General features: G+C 62.4%; 17 protein-coding genes. 16 read left to right on the top strand and 1 reads right to left on the bottom strand.

Going from position 1 to position 20,757, the window contains the following annotated elements; genetic code table 11:
* The 9 genes from KA184_16560 to KA184_16520 all read left to right on the top strand — a co-directional run.
* Positions 1-1,159, top strand: a 1,159-nt coding sequence (locus KA184_16560) for an NADPH-dependent assimilatory sulfite reductase hemoprotein subunit (protein ID MBP8131192.1), incomplete at its 5' end; no start/stop codon positions are given.
* 1 nt (position 1,160) lies between these two features.
* Entirely contained in the window at positions 1,161-1,892 is a 732-nt protein-coding gene (locus KA184_16555) for a phosphoadenylyl-sulfate reductase (protein ID MBP8131191.1), read from the top strand.
* A 152-nt stretch (positions 1,893-2,044) separates the two neighbouring features.
* Entirely contained in the window at positions 2,045-3,763 is a 1,719-nt protein-coding gene (locus KA184_16550) for a PKD domain-containing protein (protein MBP8131190.1), read from the top strand.
* A 180-nt stretch (positions 3,764-3,943) separates the two neighbouring features.
* A complete protein-coding gene (locus tag KA184_16545; protein ID MBP8131189.1) occupies positions 3,944-5,500 on the top strand; it encodes an acyl CoA:acetate/3-ketoacid CoA transferase in 1,557 nt (518 codons plus the stop codon).
* Between the two features lie 141 nt (positions 5,501-5,641).
* A complete protein-coding gene (locus KA184_16540) occupies positions 5,642-6,235 on the top strand; it encodes a 2-oxoacid:acceptor oxidoreductase family protein (protein MBP8131188.1) in 594 nt (197 codons plus the stop codon).
* Complete coding sequence (locus tag KA184_16535) at positions 6,235-6,579, top strand: 4Fe-4S binding protein (protein MBP8131187.1); 345 nt, start codon at positions 6,235-6,237, stop codon at positions 6,577-6,579. The genes KA184_16540 and KA184_16535 overlap by 1 nt, the downstream gene beginning before the upstream one ends.
* A 76-nt stretch (positions 6,580-6,655) precedes the next feature.
* Complete coding sequence (locus KA184_16530; GenBank protein ID MBP8131186.1) at positions 6,656-7,870, top strand: pyruvate ferredoxin oxidoreductase; 1,215 nt, start codon at positions 6,656-6,658, stop codon at positions 7,868-7,870.
* 100 nt (positions 7,871-7,970) lie between these two features.
* Positions 7,971-8,870, top strand: coding sequence for a pyruvate synthase subunit beta (locus KA184_16525; GenBank protein ID MBP8131185.1), 900 nt, complete (start codon positions 7,971-7,973; stop codon positions 8,868-8,870).
* 64 nt (positions 8,871-8,934) lie between these two features.
* A complete protein-coding gene (locus KA184_16520) occupies positions 8,935-10,167 on the top strand; it encodes a hypothetical protein (GenBank protein ID MBP8131184.1) in 1,233 nt (410 codons plus the stop codon).
* On the opposite strand, the gene KA184_16515 is transcribed toward KA184_16520, so the two are convergent.
* Complete coding sequence (locus KA184_16515) at positions 10,168-10,761, bottom strand: YqhA family protein (GenBank protein ID MBP8131183.1); 594 nt, start codon at positions 10,759-10,761, stop codon at positions 10,168-10,170.
* 238 nt (positions 10,762-10,999) lie between these two features.
* Here KA184_16515 and KA184_16510 point away from each other — a divergent pair, with 238 nt between their 5' ends.
* The 7 genes from KA184_16510 to KA184_16480 all read left to right on the top strand — a co-directional run bounded on the left by KA184_16510 (position 11,000) and on the right by KA184_16480 (position 20,155).
* Positions 11,000-11,521, top strand: a complete 522-nt coding sequence (locus KA184_16510) for an adenine phosphoribosyltransferase (GenBank protein ID MBP8131182.1) — start codon at positions 11,000-11,002, stop codon at positions 11,519-11,521.
* A gap of 138 nt (positions 11,522-11,659) precedes the next feature.
* On the top strand, positions 11,660-12,502 hold the full coding sequence (locus KA184_16505) for an HAD family hydrolase (GenBank protein MBP8131181.1): 843 nt from the start codon (positions 11,660-11,662) through the stop codon (positions 12,500-12,502).
* A gap of 78 nt (positions 12,503-12,580) precedes the next feature.
* The gene (locus KA184_16500) at positions 12,581-14,932 is read left to right on the top strand and encodes a hypothetical protein (protein MBP8131180.1); all 2,352 of its coding nucleotides are present in this window, start codon (positions 12,581-12,583) and stop codon (positions 14,930-14,932) included.
* 158 nt (positions 14,933-15,090) lie between these two features.
* On the top strand, positions 15,091-17,502 hold the full coding sequence (locus KA184_16495) for an alpha-mannosidase (GenBank protein ID MBP8131179.1): 2,412 nt from the start codon (positions 15,091-15,093) through the stop codon (positions 17,500-17,502).
* Between the two features lie 59 nt (positions 17,503-17,561).
* Positions 17,562-17,993 (top strand): hypothetical protein, encoded by a 432-nt coding sequence (locus KA184_16490; protein ID MBP8131178.1) that lies wholly within the window; start codon positions 17,562-17,564, stop codon positions 17,991-17,993.
* Between the two features lie 94 nt (positions 17,994-18,087).
* Positions 18,088-19,449, top strand: coding sequence for a VCBS repeat-containing protein (locus KA184_16485; protein ID MBP8131177.1), 1,362 nt, complete (start codon positions 18,088-18,090; stop codon positions 19,447-19,449).
* Positions 19,450-19,714: 265 nt separating this feature from the next.
* On the top strand, positions 19,715-20,155 hold the full coding sequence (locus KA184_16480; GenBank protein ID MBP8131176.1) for a prepilin-type N-terminal cleavage/methylation domain-containing protein: 441 nt from the start codon (positions 19,715-19,717) through the stop codon (positions 20,153-20,155).
* Positions 20,156-20,757: the final 602 nt, after the last annotated feature.

The following is a 20,757-nucleotide window of genomic DNA, read 5'->3' as shown; positions in this document are numbered from 1 at the left end:
GAATGCCGACGGCACGGTCACGTTCCGGGAGCCGGCGCCGGAAGAGCCTGCCGCAGACCCGCTCTACGGCACGCTATACCTGCCGCGCAAGTTCAAGATAGGCCTTGCAACGGATTTCGACAACAGCGTCGACGTGTATACGAACGACGTGGGCGTGATCGGGGCGACCGAGGCCGGACGCATCGTCGGGTACGAGATTCTGGCGGGCGGCGGCATGGGCTACTCACACGCGAAACGCAGCACCTATCCGCGGCTTGGTTCTCCGGTCGCTTTCGTGCGGTATGAAGACGTGATACCGATCTGCGAGGCAATCATCAAGATTCAGCGAGACTACGGCGAGCGCACCGACCGCAAGCAGGCGCGACTCAAGTACACGGTCGACCGCATGGGCCTGGACGCCTTCGTCAAGCTGGTCGAGGTCTACGCGCGCCGCGGTTTTGAACCGCCCCGCGGCATTGTGCCCAACGCGCAGCCGGACTACCTGGGTTGGCATCAGCAGGCCCAGCCCGGGCTCAACTACGTCGGCGTATGGGTCGAGAACGGCCGCATTCGCGACTTTGCGGACGGGCGCCAGTTTCGGAGCGGCCTGCGCGCGGTCGTCGAGCGGTTCCGGTGCAGCGTGCGCGTCACGCCGCACCACAACCTGGTCCTGGCGAACGTGGCGGATGCCGATGTGGCGGGCGTGCAGGCGCTCCTGGACGAATACGCCATCCCCACGGACCGCGGCGTCGGGGCGATCCGGCGTCAGGAAATGGCCTGCCCGGCCTTGCCGCTGTGCGGCCTGGCGCAATCCGAGGCGGAACGGGCGTTGCCCGCCATCATGCAGGGGCTGGAAGCGGCGGGTTACGGAGACCTGGATGTCAGCATACGCATGACGGGCTGTCCGAACGGTTGCGCGCGTTCAAGCACTTGCGAGATCGGTCTGATCGGCAAGGGACCAGAACGGTACATCCTGAATGTCGGCGGTGACTTTAACGGGACTCGTCTGAACCAGACGCTGATTCCAACGATCAAGTTTGAGGACATCGTGCCGACGCTGGTCCGCCTGTTCGACCTTTGGAAGGACGGACGCGAGGACGGCGAACGGTTCGGCGACTGGGCGCACCGGCTTGAGACGGAAGAGATACAGAGACGGCTGGGCGTCGAGGTGGAAGCATAACATGGCAGTGGCAGTGTGCGAAGAGACGATAGCTCAGTTGAACGCGATGGGCCCGGAGGAATTGTTCGCTTGGGCGCTGGAAGCCCACGGCGGCCGCGCGGGCATTATCACGAGTTTCCAGGACACCGGTTGTGTCATGATTGACCTGATGTGCCGGTTTGCGCCGGGGATGCGCGTGATCACGGTCGATACGCTGCGGTTGCCCGAAGAGACCCATGCGGTCATGGCCGCCGTCGAGAAGCGGTATGGCATAGAGATAGAGCGGTTCACACCCGACCCGGAACGGCTCCGGAAGATGACCGCGCAGCACGGCGAGTTTCTCTTCTTCGATTCCAAGGCCAAGCAGGAGTTCTGCTGCAACGTGCGCAAAGTCGAACCGAACCAGCGCGCGCTCGAAACGCTCGACGTGTGGTTCACCGGGTTGCGACGCGACCAGTCCGAGATCCGGGTCAACACGCCGCGCGCACAGCTTGTGGACCGCAACGGGCGCAAGGTCGTCAAGATTGCGCCGGTGGTCGACTGGGACCAGGCGCGCATCGACGCCTATATCGCGGAGCGCCGGGTTCCGAAGAACGCGCTCTACGATAAGGGCTATACCAGCATCGGTTGTGTCATCTGCACCACCCCGACCCTGCCGCACGAAGACAAGCGCGCCGGGCGTTGGCGCTGGTTCAACTACCTCGAGAAGAACGACAAGGAGTGCGGCATTCACATCGCCGGCAGCGGCATCTGAGCTCACAAGCTGTCCTGAAGTCCTCGAATGCACGGCCAGGCGCGAACCTGTGCGAGCGATGAGGGGATTGACCTCTTTTGGGCTACGGGTGTAATGTAGGGACGTGAAAAACGTGCGCGTGGCCGGGTAACCGGTTTCGAGGAGGGGAAGTCATGCGGCCTTGCCGGTCACGGGGGATTTACGGAGTGGCCGCAAGTCTCGGCTCTGTGGTCATTCTTGCGGCGCTGCTGACGGGTTGTCCCGGGCGGGTATTGCCCACGGCCCGGTTCGAGGCCTGCCCGAGCGCGGGTCCCGCGCCGCTTGACGTTGTATTCAAGAACACCTCAGACCCGGGCGCCTCGCCCGTTCTCGCCTATATCTGGAGTTTTGGGTTCGAACAGCACAGCTTTGCGCGTGACCCCGTGTGCACGTTCGACACGCCGGGCGCGTACCGCGTCGCCTTGGCCGTGGTCAACGCCGCGGGTATGGACATCGCGCAGGGCGACCTCGCGGTCGCTCCACCGCTTGAGAACGTGGGGAGGCGGGAACCCGCTCCCGCGAAGGGTCATGCAGCCAAGACGGTTCCCGAGATGCGCTGCACGAGAAGTCTTCCGGAGGGGCCGTACTACACGCCGGGCGGCCGCTTTCCGGTGGAAGTATGCCTCGACTATACGGGCGATGCGCCTCTTCAGGCCGTGGGGCGCGTCGAGAGCGTACCGGAAGGCTGGATTTTCGCGGGCATAGAGGAAGGCACATCGCAGCCGCCCAGCGTGGTGTTGGACTTGAGTGATAGCGGACGGGTCGAATTCTACTGGCTCGATGCGCTGCCTATGCCCCTGGTGCTGCGCTACCGGCTTGCCGTACCGCTCGATGCCGCGGGCGCGAAACTGTTGCCTGGTCTGGCGCTCTATAGCACCACCGGCGATGTCCTGGCCGGCGAGCGCGATACCCGCTTGGTGGTCTCCTCTGAAGACGGCTGCGAAGGGGACCCATTTGAGGTGAGCCAAGGCGGCATGGAAGTCAGCATGGGTTTTCCCGCAGGCGGGTATTACAGTCCTGGAGGCAGTGTACGCGTCGAAATCGAAATGGACGTATTGGGCGGCGCCTCCGCCGGAACGACGTATGTTGGCAGCATTCCCGCGGGCTGGACGTTTCTGGACGTCGAATGCGGCGAAGATACGATGCCTTCGACCGTGCTGGACCGCGTCGAGTGTGGCCGTTTTGAGCTTTATTGGCTCGAGGCCGCGGCGACACCACAGGTTTTTCGCTATACGCTGGCGGCGTCTCAAGAAGAAGACGGGCCCGTCACGTTGTCCGGCGTGGTGCTCTACGACGTCGGCGGAGAATTGATGCAAAGCGAGGTTCTATCCGGAACGCTTTTGCCCATATCCCCGGATGGCGGAGAGGGTGAGGGCGAGGGCGAGGGAGAGGGTGAAGGAGAGGGAGAGGAAGGGGGTGAAGGAGAGGGTGAAGGAGAAGGCGATGCACCGCTGCCCGGCTCGGACGTCATGGTGTTGGGACGGAATTTTCCCAACGGGCCAACCTACACGTCGGGTATGCCCCTGCTGGTCGAATTGGCATTGGCCTTTACGGGAAATGAACCGGTGACGGCGCTTGCCGTCGTGGAGACGCTCCCGGCAGACTGGACTTACCTGGGTATTGTTGAGGGCACAACGGCGCCACCGCATCTTGTTCTCATGGAACCTGGAACGACCAACCTGCAGGCGATTTGGTTCATGACGCCTCCGTTTCCGGTCGTGGTGCGCTACGAAGTTCAGTCGCCCACCAGTGCGCAGGGTCCGGCGCACTTCACGGGGCAGATACTGTACCGCACCTCCGGTGGGCCCTTGTTCAGCAATTACGTTTCCAGCGTCGTTGTTCCTCAAGAATGACCGGAATTAAAGCACATTTCGCGGCGAAATCTGTCGTCGGCGGGGAGGACGGCTCATCTCCAGTCGTTTCCGGCGGAAAAACCCCGTCTAACTTGTAAAACTCGAAAAGTTCTGTCACTATACGCGCCGCAGGGGGGGCCGGAATGAGGAAGTGACGAGCGATTAAGGGAGGATTATGCCGTGTCCAAAGTGGTTAGCGCCGATGAAGCGGTAAGCCGGATAGGCGACGGGTCAACCGTCCTGATTGTCCCCATGCCCTCCGAGGAGGTCTATCCTGCGTTTCGGCGCGCCTTCGAGTTAACGGGGTCGCCGAAGGGGCTTACGATGCTCTGGGCGGCAGGGCTTGGCCCGTTCAGCGCGGAGCCGCAAGGGATGAACCACTTCGCGGTGCCGGGGATGGTCAGGCGCATCATTGCCGCGCACCTCGGCTTGAACCACGCGGTAATGAAGATGGTGGCGATGAACGCGTGCGAGACCTACATCTGGCCGCAGGGCACGATGTGTCAGTGGTACCGGGAACTGGCGGCGAAGCGCCCGGGCCTGATTACGCGCGTGGGCCTGCACACGTTTGTCGACCCGCGGATTGAAGGGGGCAAGGCGAACGAGCGCACGCGCGCCTGCGAAGACCTTGTGGAAGTCATTGAGATTGGCGGGCGCGAGATGCTCTGGTACAAGCCGATGCACATCGACGCGGCCGTGATCCGCGCAACGAGCGCCGACCCGAACGGCAATCTGACGTGCGAAGACGAAGCGCTGCGCATGGAGATTTTCGAGGGCGCCCTGGCCGCGCGGAACGACGGCGGTATTGTCATTGCGCAGGTGGCCCGTGTGAGCGACCGGCCGGCGCGGCCGCAGGAAGTGGTCGTTCCGGGCATTTTTGTGGATTATGTTGTGGTCGCCCAGTCGCCCGAGGCGCATCCGCATACCCTTTTTGTGCAGCGTGACGACTCGTACACGGGTGTGGCGCGCGCGGACGTGGCGAAGGAACTGGCGCCGATGCCGCTCAATCTGGAGAAGGTCATCTGCCGCCGCGCGACGATGGAACTGCGGCCCGGTATGGTGGTGAACCTGGGCATCGGCGTGCCCATGGAAGTCGCGCAGGTGGCCGCGGAAGAGCGGTTGCTCGACCAGATTACACTCACGACGGAAATCGGGGTGATCGGAGGGGTGCCGCAGGGTGGGAAGAACTTCGGGCCCGCGAAGAATCCCCAGGCCTTTATCTCTCAGGCGGCCATGTTCGACTTTTACGACGGCGGCGGCCTCGACGCTACGTGCGTGGGCATGGCGGAGGTGGACAAGGAAGGCAACGTGAACGTCAGTCGGCTGGGCGCGAAAGTCATCGGCTGCGGCGGTTTCCTGAACATTACGCAAGCCTCGAAGAAGTGCCTGATCTGCGGCGAGTTCGACGCGGGCGGCGGCAAGACGAGCATCCAGGATGGACGGCTCGTTATCGAGAAACACGGGGAAGTAGCGAAGTTCGTGAATGCCGTGCAGCAAATCACGTTCAGCGGGCGCATGGCGTGCGAAGACCGCCGCGAGGTGCTTTATATCACGGAGCGTTGCGTGTTCAAGCTGGTGCCGGAAGGCCTCTTGCTCCTGGAAGTTGCGCCTGGCGCCGACATCCAGCGGGACATCCTCGAGCGCATGGAATTCAAGCCCATCGTTCCCGATACGGTGGCTCGGATGCCGGAACAGATCTTCCGCGATGTGCCGCTCGGCCTGAACGGACGGTTTTAGCCGCCACTCCGCTCCCGGGTCATTGTAAGGAATGTGGCCGCATGATAGAATACGCCAGTTGCAGGACCCGGACCGGCGGCGAACTCGCTAAGTTGTAAGTCTTTTTATATCAAAAGGATACAGTAATTGTCCAAGAACGGCATGCAGGGCGGCGATTTCCCGCCGGTGGTTGACGCCCGGTTCTGCGAGATACGCTGGCACGGGCGGGGTGGTCAAGGGGCCATTACGTCGGCGAACATCCTGGCGGAAGCGGCCTACCACGCGGGTTTCAAGGGCGTCACTTCGGCGCCTTCTTTCGGGGCGGAACGGCGCGGCGCTCCCGTAACCGCATCTACGCGGCTGTCTGCGGAACCGTTGCGCATTTTCTCCCAGGTGGAACATCCGGACATTATCGTCGTGCTGGAGGATAGTCTTCTGGTTACGGCGCGCGCGACGGCCGGCATGAATCCGGGGGGACGAGTCATCGTCAACAGCAAACGAGCACCGGACCAGTTGCCGGTGCCGGGCGGTTTTCTGGTGGCTGCGGCCGACGCCTCGGGCGCGGCGCAGGAGCTTGGCCTTATCGTGGGCGGTGCGCCCATGGTGAACACGGCCATGTTGGGCGCGGTGGCGCGCGCGACCGGCCTCATCGGATTGGACGACTTGGAGAAAGCCATTCGTAACGCGTTTTCAGCCAAGGCCGCGGCGAAGAACTTTGAAGCCGCCAAGCTCACCTACGAACGCACGAGGATGTGATGGAAGCGAAACGCAAAGAGGATATTCCCGCCGAGCCCGTGAAGCCAGGCACGCGCGATTGCGACCAGGAACTGGCAATGTCCTGGCCCAAGGTGGGCGAGGCCGGCGAAACGGGCGACTGGCGCACGGCGCGGCCTGTCCTCGACCCTTCGAAATGCCTGGCGGTGCAGCGCGGCAAGCTTGCCTGCATGCAATGCTGGATGTTCTGTCCCGACGCCGTCATTACGCGCACGGTGCCTCCCGGCGTGAATATGACGTACTGCAAAGGTTGCGGTATTTGCGTTGAGGTATGCCCCGCGGGCGCGATCACGCTCGAACCGGAGCACGAGCACGAAAAAGAATAAGTGTGGCGTGGGCACCCAGCCCGCGCAAGCGCATCGCGAGACTCCCATGCCACGGGAAATACAAGGAGCGAGTACGATGACCCGCAACCTCGATGTACAGGTCATCACGGGTAATAAGGCCGCCGCGGAGGCGGCGCGCCTCTGCCGCGTGCAGGTGATCGCGGCGTACCCGATAACGCCGCAGTCCGCCGTGGTGGAATACTTGGCGAAATACGTTGACAGCGGCGTGCTCGATGCAGAATTCATTGCCGTCGAAAGCGAACACAGCGCCATGTCGGTGCTGATCGGCGCGGTCATGACCGGGGCGCGCGTGTTTACGGCGACGAGCGCGAACGGGCTTGCCTACATGTGCGAGCAGATTCACTGGGTGGCCGGATCGCGGCTGCCGGTAGTGATGGGTTGCGTCAATCGCGCGCTGGCGGCGCCCTGGAACGTGCTGAACGACCAGCAGGACTCCATGTCCATGCGCGATGCCGGCTGGGTCCAGATATTCTGCCGCAACAACCAGGAAATCCTCGACACGTTCATTCAGGCGTACAAGATTGCGGAGACCGCGCATCTGCCGGTCATGGTCTGCTACGACGGCTATATCCTGTCGCATACGGTCATGCCGGTCGCCGTGCCCACGCAGGAAGCGGTGGACGCGTTTCTGCCGCCGTATCAGCCGCATACGGTGCTTGACCCGGCGCATCCGCGCAACATCAACCCGGTCACGCTGGCCGACCCGCGCCCGAACGCCGATGGCGCGCTGTGCCACGGCTACATGGAACTGCGCCACCTGCACCACGCGGCCTTGCGTGACGCGCTCGACACCATCGTGGCGGTCGACAATGCCTTTGGCCAGGCCTTTGGGCGGTCCTGGGGCGGTCTATACTGGGACTACCGGCGCGAGGATGCGGAGGTGCTGCTGATGGCCGCGGGCAGCCTTGCCAGCGAGGCGACTGCCGCGGTGGACGCGCTGCGCGAGTCGGGCGTCAAGGCGGGAGTACTCGGACTGCGGTCGTACCGTCCCTTCCCGGATGAGGCGGTGGCGGAAGCGGTGGCCGGGGCGGACATGGTTGTTGTATTCGACAAGAGCCTGAGCTATGGCTACGAGGGGCCAATCTGCTGCGACTTGAAAGCAGCGTTGCACGGGCGCGATGCCGTGCCCGCGGTACATGGTTATATCGCTGGGCTGGGCGGGCGCGACGTCAAGGCGCGTGAACTGGTCGCGGCGGTACGCGAGAGCCTCATGCGGATGGACGCCGGAAACGGGCGCAAGCCGACCGGCTGGGTAAATTTGCAGTTGTAACACGGGCATCCTGCCCGTGCGGAAACGCACAGACGTGGCACGGGCATCCTGCCCTTGCACAGGAGCGCATGGGCGAGACACCCATGCCACGGGAGATATCATGGCGACAACCGCGTTGACCCTGCCAGAAACCGAATTCATGTTGCCCGGCAATCGTGCCTGCGCGGGCTGCGGCCTCGGTATCGCGTTCCGGCACATCACAAAGGCGCTGGGCGGGGACTGTATCTTCGTGGTGCCGGCAAGCTGCCTTACCGTGCTGGGCGGCATGTATCCCACGTCGTCCGTGACCGTGCCCATCATGAATTGCGCATTTCCGAGCACTGCCGCAAGCGCTTCGGGTGTCGCGGCGGGCCTGAAAGCCCTGGGCCGGGAGAGCACGACCGTGGTTGCCATGGCGGGCGACGGCGGCACGGCGGATATCGGCATCCAGGCGCTCAGCGGCGCGGCGGAGCGCAACGCAAATATCCTCTACATTTGTTACGACAACGAAGGCTATATGAACACCGGCACGCAGCGCTCCGGATCGACGCCCCTCGGCGCGAAGACCACGACTTCGCCCTCCATTGGCAAGTGCGAGTTTCCAAAGGATGTTCCCGCCATCATGGAAGCGCACAGCGTTCCCTATGTAGCCACCGCAAGCCCGTCCTATCCCGGCGACCTCTACGACAAGGTCAAGAAGGCCAAAGGCATACACGGCACGCGTTACATGCACATGAACGCCCCGTGCCCCTCGGGTTGGCAATTCGCGCCCAAGGACACGGTCGAACTGGGCCGGCTCGCCGTCGAAACGGGCGTGTTTCTCCTCTACGAAATCGAGGAAGGCGTATTCCGGCTCACCAGCCGAAGCAAGGCGCTTGCCAAACAGGGCGCGCTCAAGCCCGTCCGCGAGTTTCTGGAACTCCAGGGCCGCTTCCGTTCCGCGGATGACGGCACCATCGGCGCCGTCCAGGAGTGGACCGACCAGCGCTGGAAGCGCGCCCTGGAACGCCACACGGATTGAGCGGTTTCCGGGACGTCTTTCGACAGGGAATGAACGATTGCGTCCCGCGGGAGGCTGGAGTGCCATGCGCATTTTCACGTTTGGTCTGACTGTCGGATGCGCCATGGTATCCCTGACCGTTGCTGCTGACGCGCAGGAATCGTACGCCCTCACGGTGCTGCCTGCAGAGCACCGCCTGGAAAAGGACGCCGCTACCGGCGCGGAACTGGTCTATCTCACGACGAACCCCGCGCGCGACGTCAACCTGTACTTTCATGAACGGTCTTGGTTGTCCGACGAATCCATGATCATCTTCCTGTCGTCGCGCGAAGGCGAGGGGGGACACATGGGCTACCTCACGGCGACGGGCGAACTCGTGCGCCTGGATACGGAGCGGGGCGCCTTGGGCGCGGTAACGGCGGCGCGGGATTTCCCAGGCGTTTTCGCGGTCCGGGGCCGGGATGTGCTGGAACTGCGCCTGCGTATCAGCGTGTCGCAAGACACCGCCGCGCGTCCATCGGCGGTCCAGGCCGTCGAGCGGGTCATTGGCGCTTTGCCGGAGGGAGAACTCCATTCTTCTCTGAACGAAAACGCGGACGGGACTTTTTTGTCCGTGGGCATGAAAGAAGCCGAACCGGGCAGCGTCGAAGGCGTATATGTGATTGAGACCGCGACGGGCGCGGTGCGCAAGGTGTGTGACATCGTGGATTCGACGGGGCATGCCTGGCACGTGCAGTGCAGCCGCACGGACCCGAATCTGGTCAGTTATGCGGGCAAGGAACAGCGCCTCTGGGTCGTCGATGTGCGAGAGGGTATCCCCCGGAACGTGTACAAGGCCTGGCCGGGCGAACTGGTGACGCATGAGTCCTGGTGGGTGAACGACGACATTTTGTTTCTTGGCGGCATTCACCCGTATCCGTATGAAGATTCCCATGTAAAGCTGTTGGACCTGGACACGGGCGTGGTGCGCGTCGTGGGCGCGGGCGCCTGGTGGGAGGGCGCGGAGCCGGAGGAACTGTCGAGGGTCAATTGGTGGCACGCAGCGGGCAGTGATGACGGCCGGTGGATTGCCGCCGACAACTGGCACGGGGATATCGTGCTGTTCGAAGCCGCCACGACGCGCCCGCGTCTGTTGACGCGGGACCACCGCACCTATGGCGAGGGCGACCATCCCCATGTAGGCTGGGACCGCAGCGGCAGGGCTGTCGTGTTCGCTTCGCACCGGCTGGGCAACCTGAACGTGTGCGTGGCGCGCATCCCGGAATCCTGGCAACCGCCAAACGACACGCCAAGCCCGCGCACCTCCGGTACGCCCTGATCAGACATCATCCAGGGTGTTCCCATGCCCCGGGCCTTTATCTGCCAGCCCCTTCTTTTCCGTGTGGAATCGCAACGACAACGCGACGAGGCAGATACCCGCGCCGAGCCAGACGAGGTCGATCGGTTCCCTGAACTCGATGTTCACCACGGATTTCAGGAACGTGATGATGAGAATGACAATGACGACCTTGCCCAGCTTGTCCTTGAGTGCATCCAGGGAATCGAACACGAACCAGTCGTGCCGGATGTCCCGCTGTTTCTGGGCGGGTTCCAGGCGGGAGATGAAGAGGTCATAGGTGCCGAGGCCAAAGATAAGCAGAGCGATCCCGACGAGGAGAATGTCTACAAGAGTAATGACGTTAACGAGCACCTCGTTGTAGAACTTGGGGTCCTGATCAAACCCGTAGGTGCTTACGGACTGCGCGGCATGGACGGCCAAGGAGACCGTTTCGAGCACGCCGACGAGAAACACGATGAGCGCGCCTACGAGCAGACCGCCCACGGCAAGCAGAATGACGATGCGCCCTTTCCAGAGGAAGGCCTCGAAGAGACGTTCCAGACCGCTGGAATCCGATTTTGGCTCGTTGGACATCAGATGGTTTGTGCTCCGTGCTGAGACCGCCGCCAATACGCATGCGCGCCTGCCGCGCAGCGAAGGCCAACGCCACGCGCTCATTATGAAGATCCCTTCCGTCCCGTGCAATGCGTCGTCACAGCGTCCGGAGCCGGTTGCCGGCACGGTGCCGCGCCTTGCATTTCAGAGCCGCAAGCCTCCACAATAGGCGCGTTCCACTCTTCGAAGAAACCCGCGGCGACAGGAGTATATTCACATGGATTTGGCGGCGCTGATCCGCAATGTGCCCGATTTTCCGAAAGCAGGCATACAGTTCAAGGATATTACGACGTTGCTGCTGGAACCCGCCGCATTCCGGGCGGTCGTCGATGGGTGGAAGACGCGCTATGCGGATTATGGCATTACGAAGATTGTCGGCGCGGAGGCGCGGGGGTTTATCTTTGGCGCCGCGCTGGCGTATGCAATGGACGTGCCGTTTGTGCCCGCGCGCAAGAGGGGCAAGCTTCCGGCCGCGACGCTCGCGGAGACCTTCGAATTGGAGTACGGTTCGGATACGGTGGAGATTCACGTGGACGCAATAGGTGCCGGCGACCGGGTGCTCCTGGTGGACGACCTCCTGGCTACGGGCGGCACGATGGCGGCGGTGGCGCGGCTCGTGTCGCGACTGGGCGCGGACGTGGCCGAGGCGGCTTTTGTCGTGGAGTTGCCGTTGTTGCGGGGCCGCGACGCCCTGCGCGGCATTCCGGTCCATTGCCTGGTGGAGTTCATGGTCGAATAGCCGCGCGGCAACGGAGCCTGCGTGATGGCTTGCGCGAGAACGGGCGCGGGGGCGAAGCAGTGAGGCCCCGGGGGACTGCCGATTGCGCGGGGCTTGGGACCGAAGCGAAAGAAACACACAGCGAGGAGCAGCTTGTTCATGGATGCAGGAGAAACACGCCGGTATTTGTCCGGCACGCAGATCGAGATTGTGAATGACGCGGCCCCGGGGCGGATCAAGCACGTCCTGTTTGATTTTGACGGAACCATCAGCCTGCTGCGCGAGGGCTGGCAACGAATCATGGGGCCGGTCTGCACGGAAATGATCTGCGGTGACACGCCGATCACGCCGGAGATCGAACATGAAGTCAACGAAATGATCGAAGAGACCACCGGGATCAATACCATCCTGCAGATGGAACGGCTCGTCGAGATGGTGCGGGCGCACGGGCTCGTGCCGGGAGAGAGAATCCTGGATGCCCACGGCTACAAGCAAATCTATAACGACCGGCTGATGGCGCCGGTACGCGAGCGGATTGCCCGGCTGCAGCGCGGCGAATTGACGCTGGACCAAATACGCGTTCGCGGCGCGGTTGACTTCCTTGAATTGCTGAAAAAGCAGGGCGTGACGTTGTACGTGTTCAGCGGCACGGACCGTGACGACGTGCGGAACGAAGCGCACGTGGTGCAGGTCGACCAGTATTTCGTTGAGATTTGGGGCGCCCTGAGAACCTATGAGGAAAGCTCGAAGGAAAAGATCATCCGCGAACTCATCGCACAACATGGCTTGAGCGGGCCAGAGGTGTTGGCCATTGGCGACGGTCCCGTCGAATTGCGCAACGTGAAGGAATACGGGGGTATCGCGCTGGGCGTGGCCTCGGACGAAGTGAGAGGCCATGGCTGGAACGAGAAGAAGCGGGAGCGGCTGCTGCGCGCGGGCGCGGACATCCTTGTGCCCGACTTCGGCGAGGCGGCGGCGCTGGCGGCTTTCCTGTTTCCGTAATTCTTGACCTTGCTCGCGGCAAGCCGAAGGACGTTTTGCCTGCGTTGTGCCAAATCTCCTAAGATAGGCGCCAGTTCCATGGAGTTGCAGCGCATGTGCATCGCGGCGCGTATGTCTCAACGGATGTCCCTGACGGTTGTCTTGTCTGTGATGATGTCTGGGCCGGCCTTGGGCGATTCCGCCTACGATGTCGCGGTCGAGTTGGATTGGCAACGCCAGGAAGCGCGTTTGGGGCGATCACCGGAAGACTTGGAAGCCCTCTTGGGACTGCTTGACCGCGGAGACCGCCTGATTGAGGCCCTGCGCGCCATGCCGGGTGCGCCGGACCTGTCGGAAGAGGCCGCCGTGACCGCGCAATGCAGGCGGGTTGCCGCAGGATTCGATGCGCTGTCCGCGGCGGAACGCAGGGACGTGTATCGCACTCTGCGCCGGGCCGTGCGCGAGGCGGCGCTAAAGAATCCCCTCTTTGCGGGCAATCCGCTCGCGTTCATGGAACGCCGCCGGTTTATTTGCCAGATGCTCCACGAATATCTGGGTTATTACTATGACTATGGGGACATCGCCGGCGGCGGGGTCTACGTGCTTCCCGCGCCGGGACGTTCCGCGGAGCGAGAGGACCTCATCGGGGCGCGCCTGCCCCGCGGCAATTATGCGACGCTGGCGCTGTCGTATGACGGTGAGGAGTTATATTTTGCGTTTGCGGCCCGTGCGGAAAGTGGCAAACCGGGCTTCTACTCGAGGGAACGCCGGTGTTTTCACATTTATGCAATGGATGCCGGCGGTGGGGCTTTGCGGCGATTGACGGACGGCCCCAACGACGATTTCGATCCGTGTCCCTTGCCCGACGGCGGGGTCGCGTTCATGTCGACGCGCCGGGGCGGGTTCACGCGCTGCAATAATCCCTGGGAGCCGCTGCCCGCGCACACGCTGCACCGGATGGACGCGGACGGCGGAAACGTGCGGACGTTGTCCTTTCATGAGACCAGCGAGTGGCATCCGAATGTGCTGTGGGACGGGCGTATCGTCTATACGCGCTGGGACTACGTGGACCGGTCCGCCGCGAACTACCACGGGCTGTGGGTCACGAACCCAGATGGAACGGGAACGCGCGCCCTGTTCGGCAACTACACGGAGCGGATCAACGCCTGCTACCAGGCCCATCCGGTGCCGGGTTCGCGAAAGATTGCGTTCTTGGCGGGCGCGCACCATGCAAACGTGGGCGGCTCGCTGGTTTTGCTCGACCCGGATCGCTTGGCGCTCGACCGGGACACGGGCGAGGACTCCTTCGCCGCCATTGAGCAGATTACGCCGGAGGTCTGCTTTGCGGAAGCGCCTGGTTGGCCGGGCAGCTATTATCACAGTCCTTGGCCGCTTTCCGAGGACTTTTTCCTCGTCGCGTTCAGCTTTGATCCGCTGCCGGGAATGGGCCCGGACGTGAAAGAAGACACTGAGACGGGCCTGTACCTGCTGGACCGGTTCGGCAACCTCGAATTGCTCTACCGGAACCCGGGTATTTCGGCCATGTATCCCATACCGCTGGAGCCGCGCGCCATGCCATCCGCCGTCACGAGCACGCGGGATGCGCAACTGGGCGATATGGGCGAATTTCTGGTCTCCGATATCGGTGCAAGCCATTTTCCGATGCCGGAGGGGCGTCCCATTGTGTCGCTGCGCGTTTTCCAGATTCTGCCGAAGAGCGAAAGCCACGTGGCGAACAAGCCCCGGCTGGGCTTTGCGAATGCGGAATCCGCCCGGATGTTGCTTGGCACCGTGCCTGTCGATGAAGACGGTTCCGCCTATTTCCGGGCGCCCGCGGGCAAACCGCTCGCGTTTCAGGCGGTGGACGCCGCCGGCAGGGCCGTGCAAGGCATGCGCAGCGTAGCCTATGTGCAGCCGGGTGAGCGGCGCGCGTGCGTGGGATGCCACGAAACCGTCGGCGAGGCGCCCCGGGACCACATCCCCATGGCCATGCGCCGGCCCCCCTCACCGATCACGCCCGGGCCCGACGGGACTATGCCGTGGAGCTATGTCCGGCTGGTGCAGCCGATTCTGGACCGTCATTGCAGTGGTTGCCACGGAGCCGGTGAAGCCGGAGGTCGCGGGGCGAAGCCGGTGTTTGCGCATACCCGCCTCGGCCCGTTCAATGTGTCGTATCGCGCGCTGGAACCCTATGTGCGCTGGTATGAATGGGGCGACAAAAGCATCAGCCGGATAACAACCGTGCCCGGGCAGATGCCCGCGGACGCGAGCGCCCTGTTTGGGATACTGGAGGATTCCAACCACGCCGGCAAGGTTGCCCTGTCGCAAGAGGAGCGCCGCCGCCTTTATCTATGGCTTGACGGGAACGCCTCATTCTATGGCGCCTATTCGCCGGGCGAACAACTGGCCCAGCGCCGTGGGCAGGCTATAGCGCTACCTGCGCTGCAATAGACTGGAACCGTCGCGCCGGCGCCAGGAACGGAACGTGTATCGCCTTGAGCAACAGTCATTTCGGCGTTATACTATGCGCAGCGCGGGGACAAGAAGAGAGGCGTGAAGGCGCGCCACGAGATGACGCGTACATGTAAGCTATGAGTGCGCAATCTGACATGACGATACATATGATCGGTCATGGCCATATCGACCCGACGTGGTTGTGGCGGTGGACCGAGGGCTGTGGGGAGGTACGGGCTACGTTCCGCAGTGCGCTCGAGCGCATGCGTGAGACCCCGCAGTTCACTTTTTCGGCATCGAGCGCATGTTTCTACCAATGGTTTCAGAACACGGAGCCGGAACTCTTCGAGGAGATGCGCGGCCGCATTCGCGAAGGACGGTGGGAGATTGTAGGGGGCTTCTGGGTGGAGCCGGACTGCAACATTCCCTGCGGCGAGTCCTTTGTCCGGCACGGATTATACTCGCAGCGCTACTTCGAGAAGGCGTTTGGCAGGCGCGTCCGCGTCGGATTCAATCCCGACAGCTTCGGCCACACGGGGTCGTTGCCGCAGATTCTGAAGAAGCTGGGCATTGATTACTACATGTTCATGCGGCCCGCGCCCGATTGCGAAATGGAATATCCGGACGGCACGACGTTTTGGTGGCAGTCGAAGGACGGGTCCAGGGTTCTGGCAAGCCATATCCCAATCTGTTATAGCGCTACGGACGTGGCGCAACTGCTGACGGCGCTCCCCCGGCACCGCCACCTGAATGCGGGCCAGAAACACGTGCCGGGTTTCTATGGGGTGGGCAATCATGGTGGCGGGCCAACCCGGCAGGCGATCCGCGCCATTCTCGATGCGCAATCGGGCGAAACCGGTCCCAAGGTGGTCTTCTCTACGACTGAGCGCTATTTCGAGGCGCTCATGGACGCGCACGGCCCGGAGTGGTTTCCGACGATTTCGCGGGACCTGCAGCATCATGCCCGGGGATGTTACAGCGCCCACGCATGGCTCAAACGGCTGCACCGCCATGTGGAGCATGCGCTGATGACGGCGGAGCGTTTCGCGACTGCGGCGTGGCTCTTGAATGCGCGGGCTTATCCGCATGACCAGTTTGAGAAGGCGTGGAAAGACCTGCTCTATAATCAATTCCACGATATCCTCGCCGGAACCTGTCTGGAATCAAGTTATGAAGACACCCGCGATCAACTTGGCGCGGCGCGTCATCGGGCGCATGTGATTGTCAACGACGCGATCCAGTCTATCGCGCGGGATATCGACACTTCGGCCGAAGGCAACACGATTGTTGTGATCAATCCCCTGACCTGGCCGGTTACGCAACCCGTATCGGTGTCCGGCGTCTGTGCCCGGGGCCTGGACGCCCCGATTCATCTTGTGGACGATGCGGAACAGCCCGTATCCCTGCAACGTGTCCGCCATGAGCGGCCCGGGGATTGCCGCTTTGTTTTCACGGCGCAAGTGCCCGCGACCGGCTATCGCGTTTATCATGCGCGGGGGGGCGGCGAAATCCGGAAACTGATCAAACGCCTTGATGCGGCGCGCAACTTCCTGGAGAACGACTGGTGGCGCGTTGAATTCGACGACGAGAGCGGCCACATGGCCCGCTTGTTTGATAAGGAGCGCCGAATCGAGGTGCTCGACAAGGGCGGCGTGCCGGTGGCGCTTGTCGACGGATCGGACACCTGGAGTCACGACGTGACGGGCTACCGGGTGGAGGCAGGCCGGTTCGGCCACGCGCAACTGCGTTTGGTCGAACACGGTGACGTGCTGGCGACGGTTCAGGCCGTTTCGCATTGGCGCGCCTCGACGGCGGTCCAGGAGGTGACGCTATACCGGGACCTGCCGGTCATCGACTGCTTCCTTCGCGTAAACTGGCAGGAAGCCCACTGCGTGCTGAAACTGGCTTTTGAATCGCGCATCGACGGCGGTACGGCTACGTACGATTCCTCGTACGGGCACGAAGAGCGGGACACGCGCGGCGATGAGGAGCCAGGCCGGCAATGGTTTGACCTGACGGGGCGAATCGATGGACTGCCATATGGCCTCGCCGTGGTCAACGACGGCCAGTATGGTTTTGACGTCATGGAAAGAACGTTGCGAGTGACTCTGTTGCGCAGTCCGGTTTACGCGCACCACGACCCCGTGCGCCTGGACGCGGAAGCCTCGCTGCCGGTAATGGACCAGGGGTGGCACGATGCGCGGCTCCGCCTGATCCCGCACGTGGGTCCCTGGCAAGATGCGCGCGTGGTGAAGCAGGCGTGGGAATTGAATGTCCCGCTCATGTCACACCTCGAATCGAGCCATCCCGGCACGCGCCGCACCAGCGCGCAACTGATCGGCACGGAGGCCGACAACGTGCTCTTGTCCGTGGTGAAGCAGAGCGAGTCGGGCGAGGACCTGATAATCCGGGGGTACGAGACATCAGGCCGGCCAGCCCACACCACGCTTCATCTTCCGTATTTCCAAAGAGAATATGAACTGACTTTTGCGCCGCACGAAATCAAGACCGTGCGCATCGACCCCCGCACCTGGACGATGCGCGAGGTCAATTTACTAGAGGAGTGACGGACATTAGCATTATCCCATACCCCAAAGGCAAGCAAGGCGCCGCACGGAGTGGTAATGTGAATTTGGAAGCCGTGGAAAGACGCTGCCTTAGATATCTCGAGGAGGCCGCAAACCCGCTGGTTCCCATCAGCGAGCTTGTCGTGTACTGCAGGCGGGAAGCGGATTGCGCCCGTTTGACGGACCGAGACTTGCTGGACTTCCTGCGCGGTCACGAGCAGGTGCGAATCCTCGACCCGCCCGAGGACGAGGATGCGGAAGATGCGCGCGATGCCGGATCGCTCGAAACTCAGGTCATGTTGAAAAAGCGCATGCCTACGCCGCAGGAGATATCGGGCCTGATGACGGCGCAGATGGACCGGATCTGCGAGGCGTTGCAGGTAGCATTGCGGCAGGCCGAGGCGACCAAGGATGACACGATAGCCTCTCAAGTGAGCGCGACCCTCGAACGCGCCCGTCTCCTCCAACAAAAGATTCACCGGCTCTTCTAAGGATGGCGGAAAATATCTCCACTTGTATTGTGGGGCATTCGCCGGGCTTCTTGCGTGCTCCGTGGAAGGTTCGCGCTGCACAGGAGACCATGCAATGGCGTTGATGGCCTGTGTCCCGCTTATCGTATTCCTTGCCCCGGTGAATTTCACGCTGGAAGCCCCGGAAAACGTGTGCGATTTGGCCGGGGCCGACCTCAATCAGGACGGGCTGGGCGATATTCTCGCCGTCTTCTGCGATGAAAAGAGCGACCCGCTGCGGAAGGGCGTCGCCGTGTATCTGGCGCAGGAAGATGGGACGTACCCGCCGGCGCCCTCCAGCCTGCTTTCGCTGGCGCCGGAAACCGGCGCGGTGATGCTAACCGAGACGGACGGCCGCGCTCCCGTGGAACTGGCCGCGCTGAACGCCTTCGGCGCAATGACCTATGAATACGGGGCTGCGGCATTCACGCAAAGGGAACAACTCTCGTTTCGGTCGCTCATGCCCAGCCGCTGCAAGGAACCGGGTTTTCTGCGCAATGTATCGTTGGACCTGGACGGTGACGGGCTTGATGAATGGCTGCTGCCCGCGCCTTTGGGCATGGAAGTGCGCCGCGGCAGCGCCGTGATCGCCGAAGTAGGCTGCGACGTCACGAGCAACGTGTCCTCTGGCGGCGGCATTTCGGTGTCTCACCGGTTTCCGGCTTCTCATACGTTCCAGGTGGCCGGGTCCAGCCAGAAAGGACTGGCCTTTCTCAGCGATGAGTACGCGGATTTTGCCTCTGGCGAGCGCTGGGCGGAGCGCAAACGGTTCCGAATCCCCGTGAAGCTGGAAGAGAAGTGGGATGCCAGCGTGAGAATGGCTGACATCAACCGCGACGACTGGCCGGACATCATGGTGACGCAGACACGCGGGACGGTAAATCTCGAGGTGCTGACCCAGGTGTACGTGGCCACGGGCTTATGTGAATATCCGGAGACGCCGACGGCGGCATTCCACGCGCAGGGCTCGTTTGCCAACGGAGTGCTTGCCGATGTAGATGGGGACGATTACCTGGACATGATCTTCGTGCGCGTGCCGTTCGGCGTGCGCAATATCATGAACTTTGTGCTCCGCGGCAAGGTTCGTGTGGAAGCGGACGTGTATCTCTATCGTGACGGCGGCTTTCCGGAGAACCCGGACCTCCAGGATGGGCTGACCATTGACGCGCCCGAAGGCCGGGAACAGGTCGCGCACACGTTGGCCGACCTGAACGGCGATGGCCGACTGGACCTGCTGCTGGCGACGCAGCGCGGGGAATTGGCCGTCTACACTGGGAGCAAAGAACACTTCATTTCCCGGCAACCGTGGCATGCGTTCTCTGTCCCCAGTTTTGGCGTGGTGCGTACGGCCGACTTGAACCAGAACGAGGCAGAGGACCTGCTGATCTTCCATCCGAGCGGCGACCATCGCAAGCGAGTGGAAGTCCTGGTATTTTGAAGTCCGGCTATGCCGGAACTGTGTCAAGAGTGACAAAAAATGTCACAAGGCGACGCGGCTTGTTGTGGAAGGAGGAGCCCCCCGCGAAATAATCGCAGTATTCATATTCGTATAAGTCATTATGCCATAATAACTTACGAAGTTCCGGGAATCTTGGCACAGTTGTTGCCTTGGCAATACTGACAGTTGAGAATGGAAGCGGCGGGTTCCCCACAGCGGGGCGCTTGCAGGTTCTTTAGGGTGTCACAACATGGGAGATTTCGATATGAGCACATACGGAAGCAAAAGAGGCTTTACTCTGATTGAACTGATGATTGTGGTGGCGATAATCGCAATCATTGCGGCGATCGCAATCCCGAATCTGCTGCGTTCGCGCATGCAATCGAACGAGGCGGCCGCAGTGGGCAACCTTCGGACGATACTCGGCGCGGAGACGGCGTATCATGGCGCGAATTTCGTGTATACGCCCACGTTCGACGAACTTACGACCGCGGTTCCGCCATATCTGGATGGCGATTGGTCGACGCCGAAAAGCGGGTACAACTTCGTGATGGGCGGTGACACGTCGAATTTTACCGCGAATGCAAACGCGACGTCATACGGCGTGACTGGTGGCCGGGGCTTTTTCACGGACGCCTCTGGGGTGATTCGGTTTGAAGTTGGCGGAGACGCGAACTCGGGGAGTCCGGTACTGGGCACGACGTGAGGACTGCCCCCCGCGCGGGGTCCAGTAGCGCGGGTCGGCTGAGGCGGGGTGTTGGAAAGACGTGGACCGGTGGCCAAGGCAACTTGGCCGCCGGTCTTTTAGCGCGCCTGCCATGACGTGGTTTCTTCGGGATATGAGTATTTGTCAGGCTTGACAGGCGTGGGAACAGAGGGGAGAGACTAGGGCCCCCTCTTGCTTTATCCAGGACGCGGCGGGGTCCGCCGTGGGCAGGTCTGTGCGGAAGTCCCTCGCGTCTTCTCGCATTGCCGGCGCTGTTCCGGTGTTACTTGCGCGCAATGCAGCCCGTTCAATCGATTTCAACCAGGGAAATCTGTGGGTTGCGGGCGAATCGAGGGGCGCAGCGGGCGCTGGTGCGTTTCACCTCGGCCTCTCGAAGAGTATAGAATGGGTGTCAGCAAAAGCGGAGCATTCTGCGAGGGGCGTCATCATGCGTGAGACACTGGAAGGGCAATTGAACGATTTTGACATTGCCGAGCGGTGGACGGCGCTCGAGGAATTGGCCGCGTTGACCCATCAGGGCCTCGTTATCCTGCCCGAAACGGGGGACTGCATCAATCTGCACTGCCATTCCTTCTTCTCGT

The sequence above is a fragment of the Candidatus Hydrogenedentota bacterium genome, from assembly GCA_018005585.1.
In the GTDB taxonomy this organism is placed as follows: domain Bacteria; phylum Hydrogenedentota; class Hydrogenedentia; order Hydrogenedentales; family JAGMZX01; genus JAGMZX01.
Note: the sequence above shows the minus strand (reverse complement) of the source record. Positions and strands in the feature narration are given on the sequence as shown.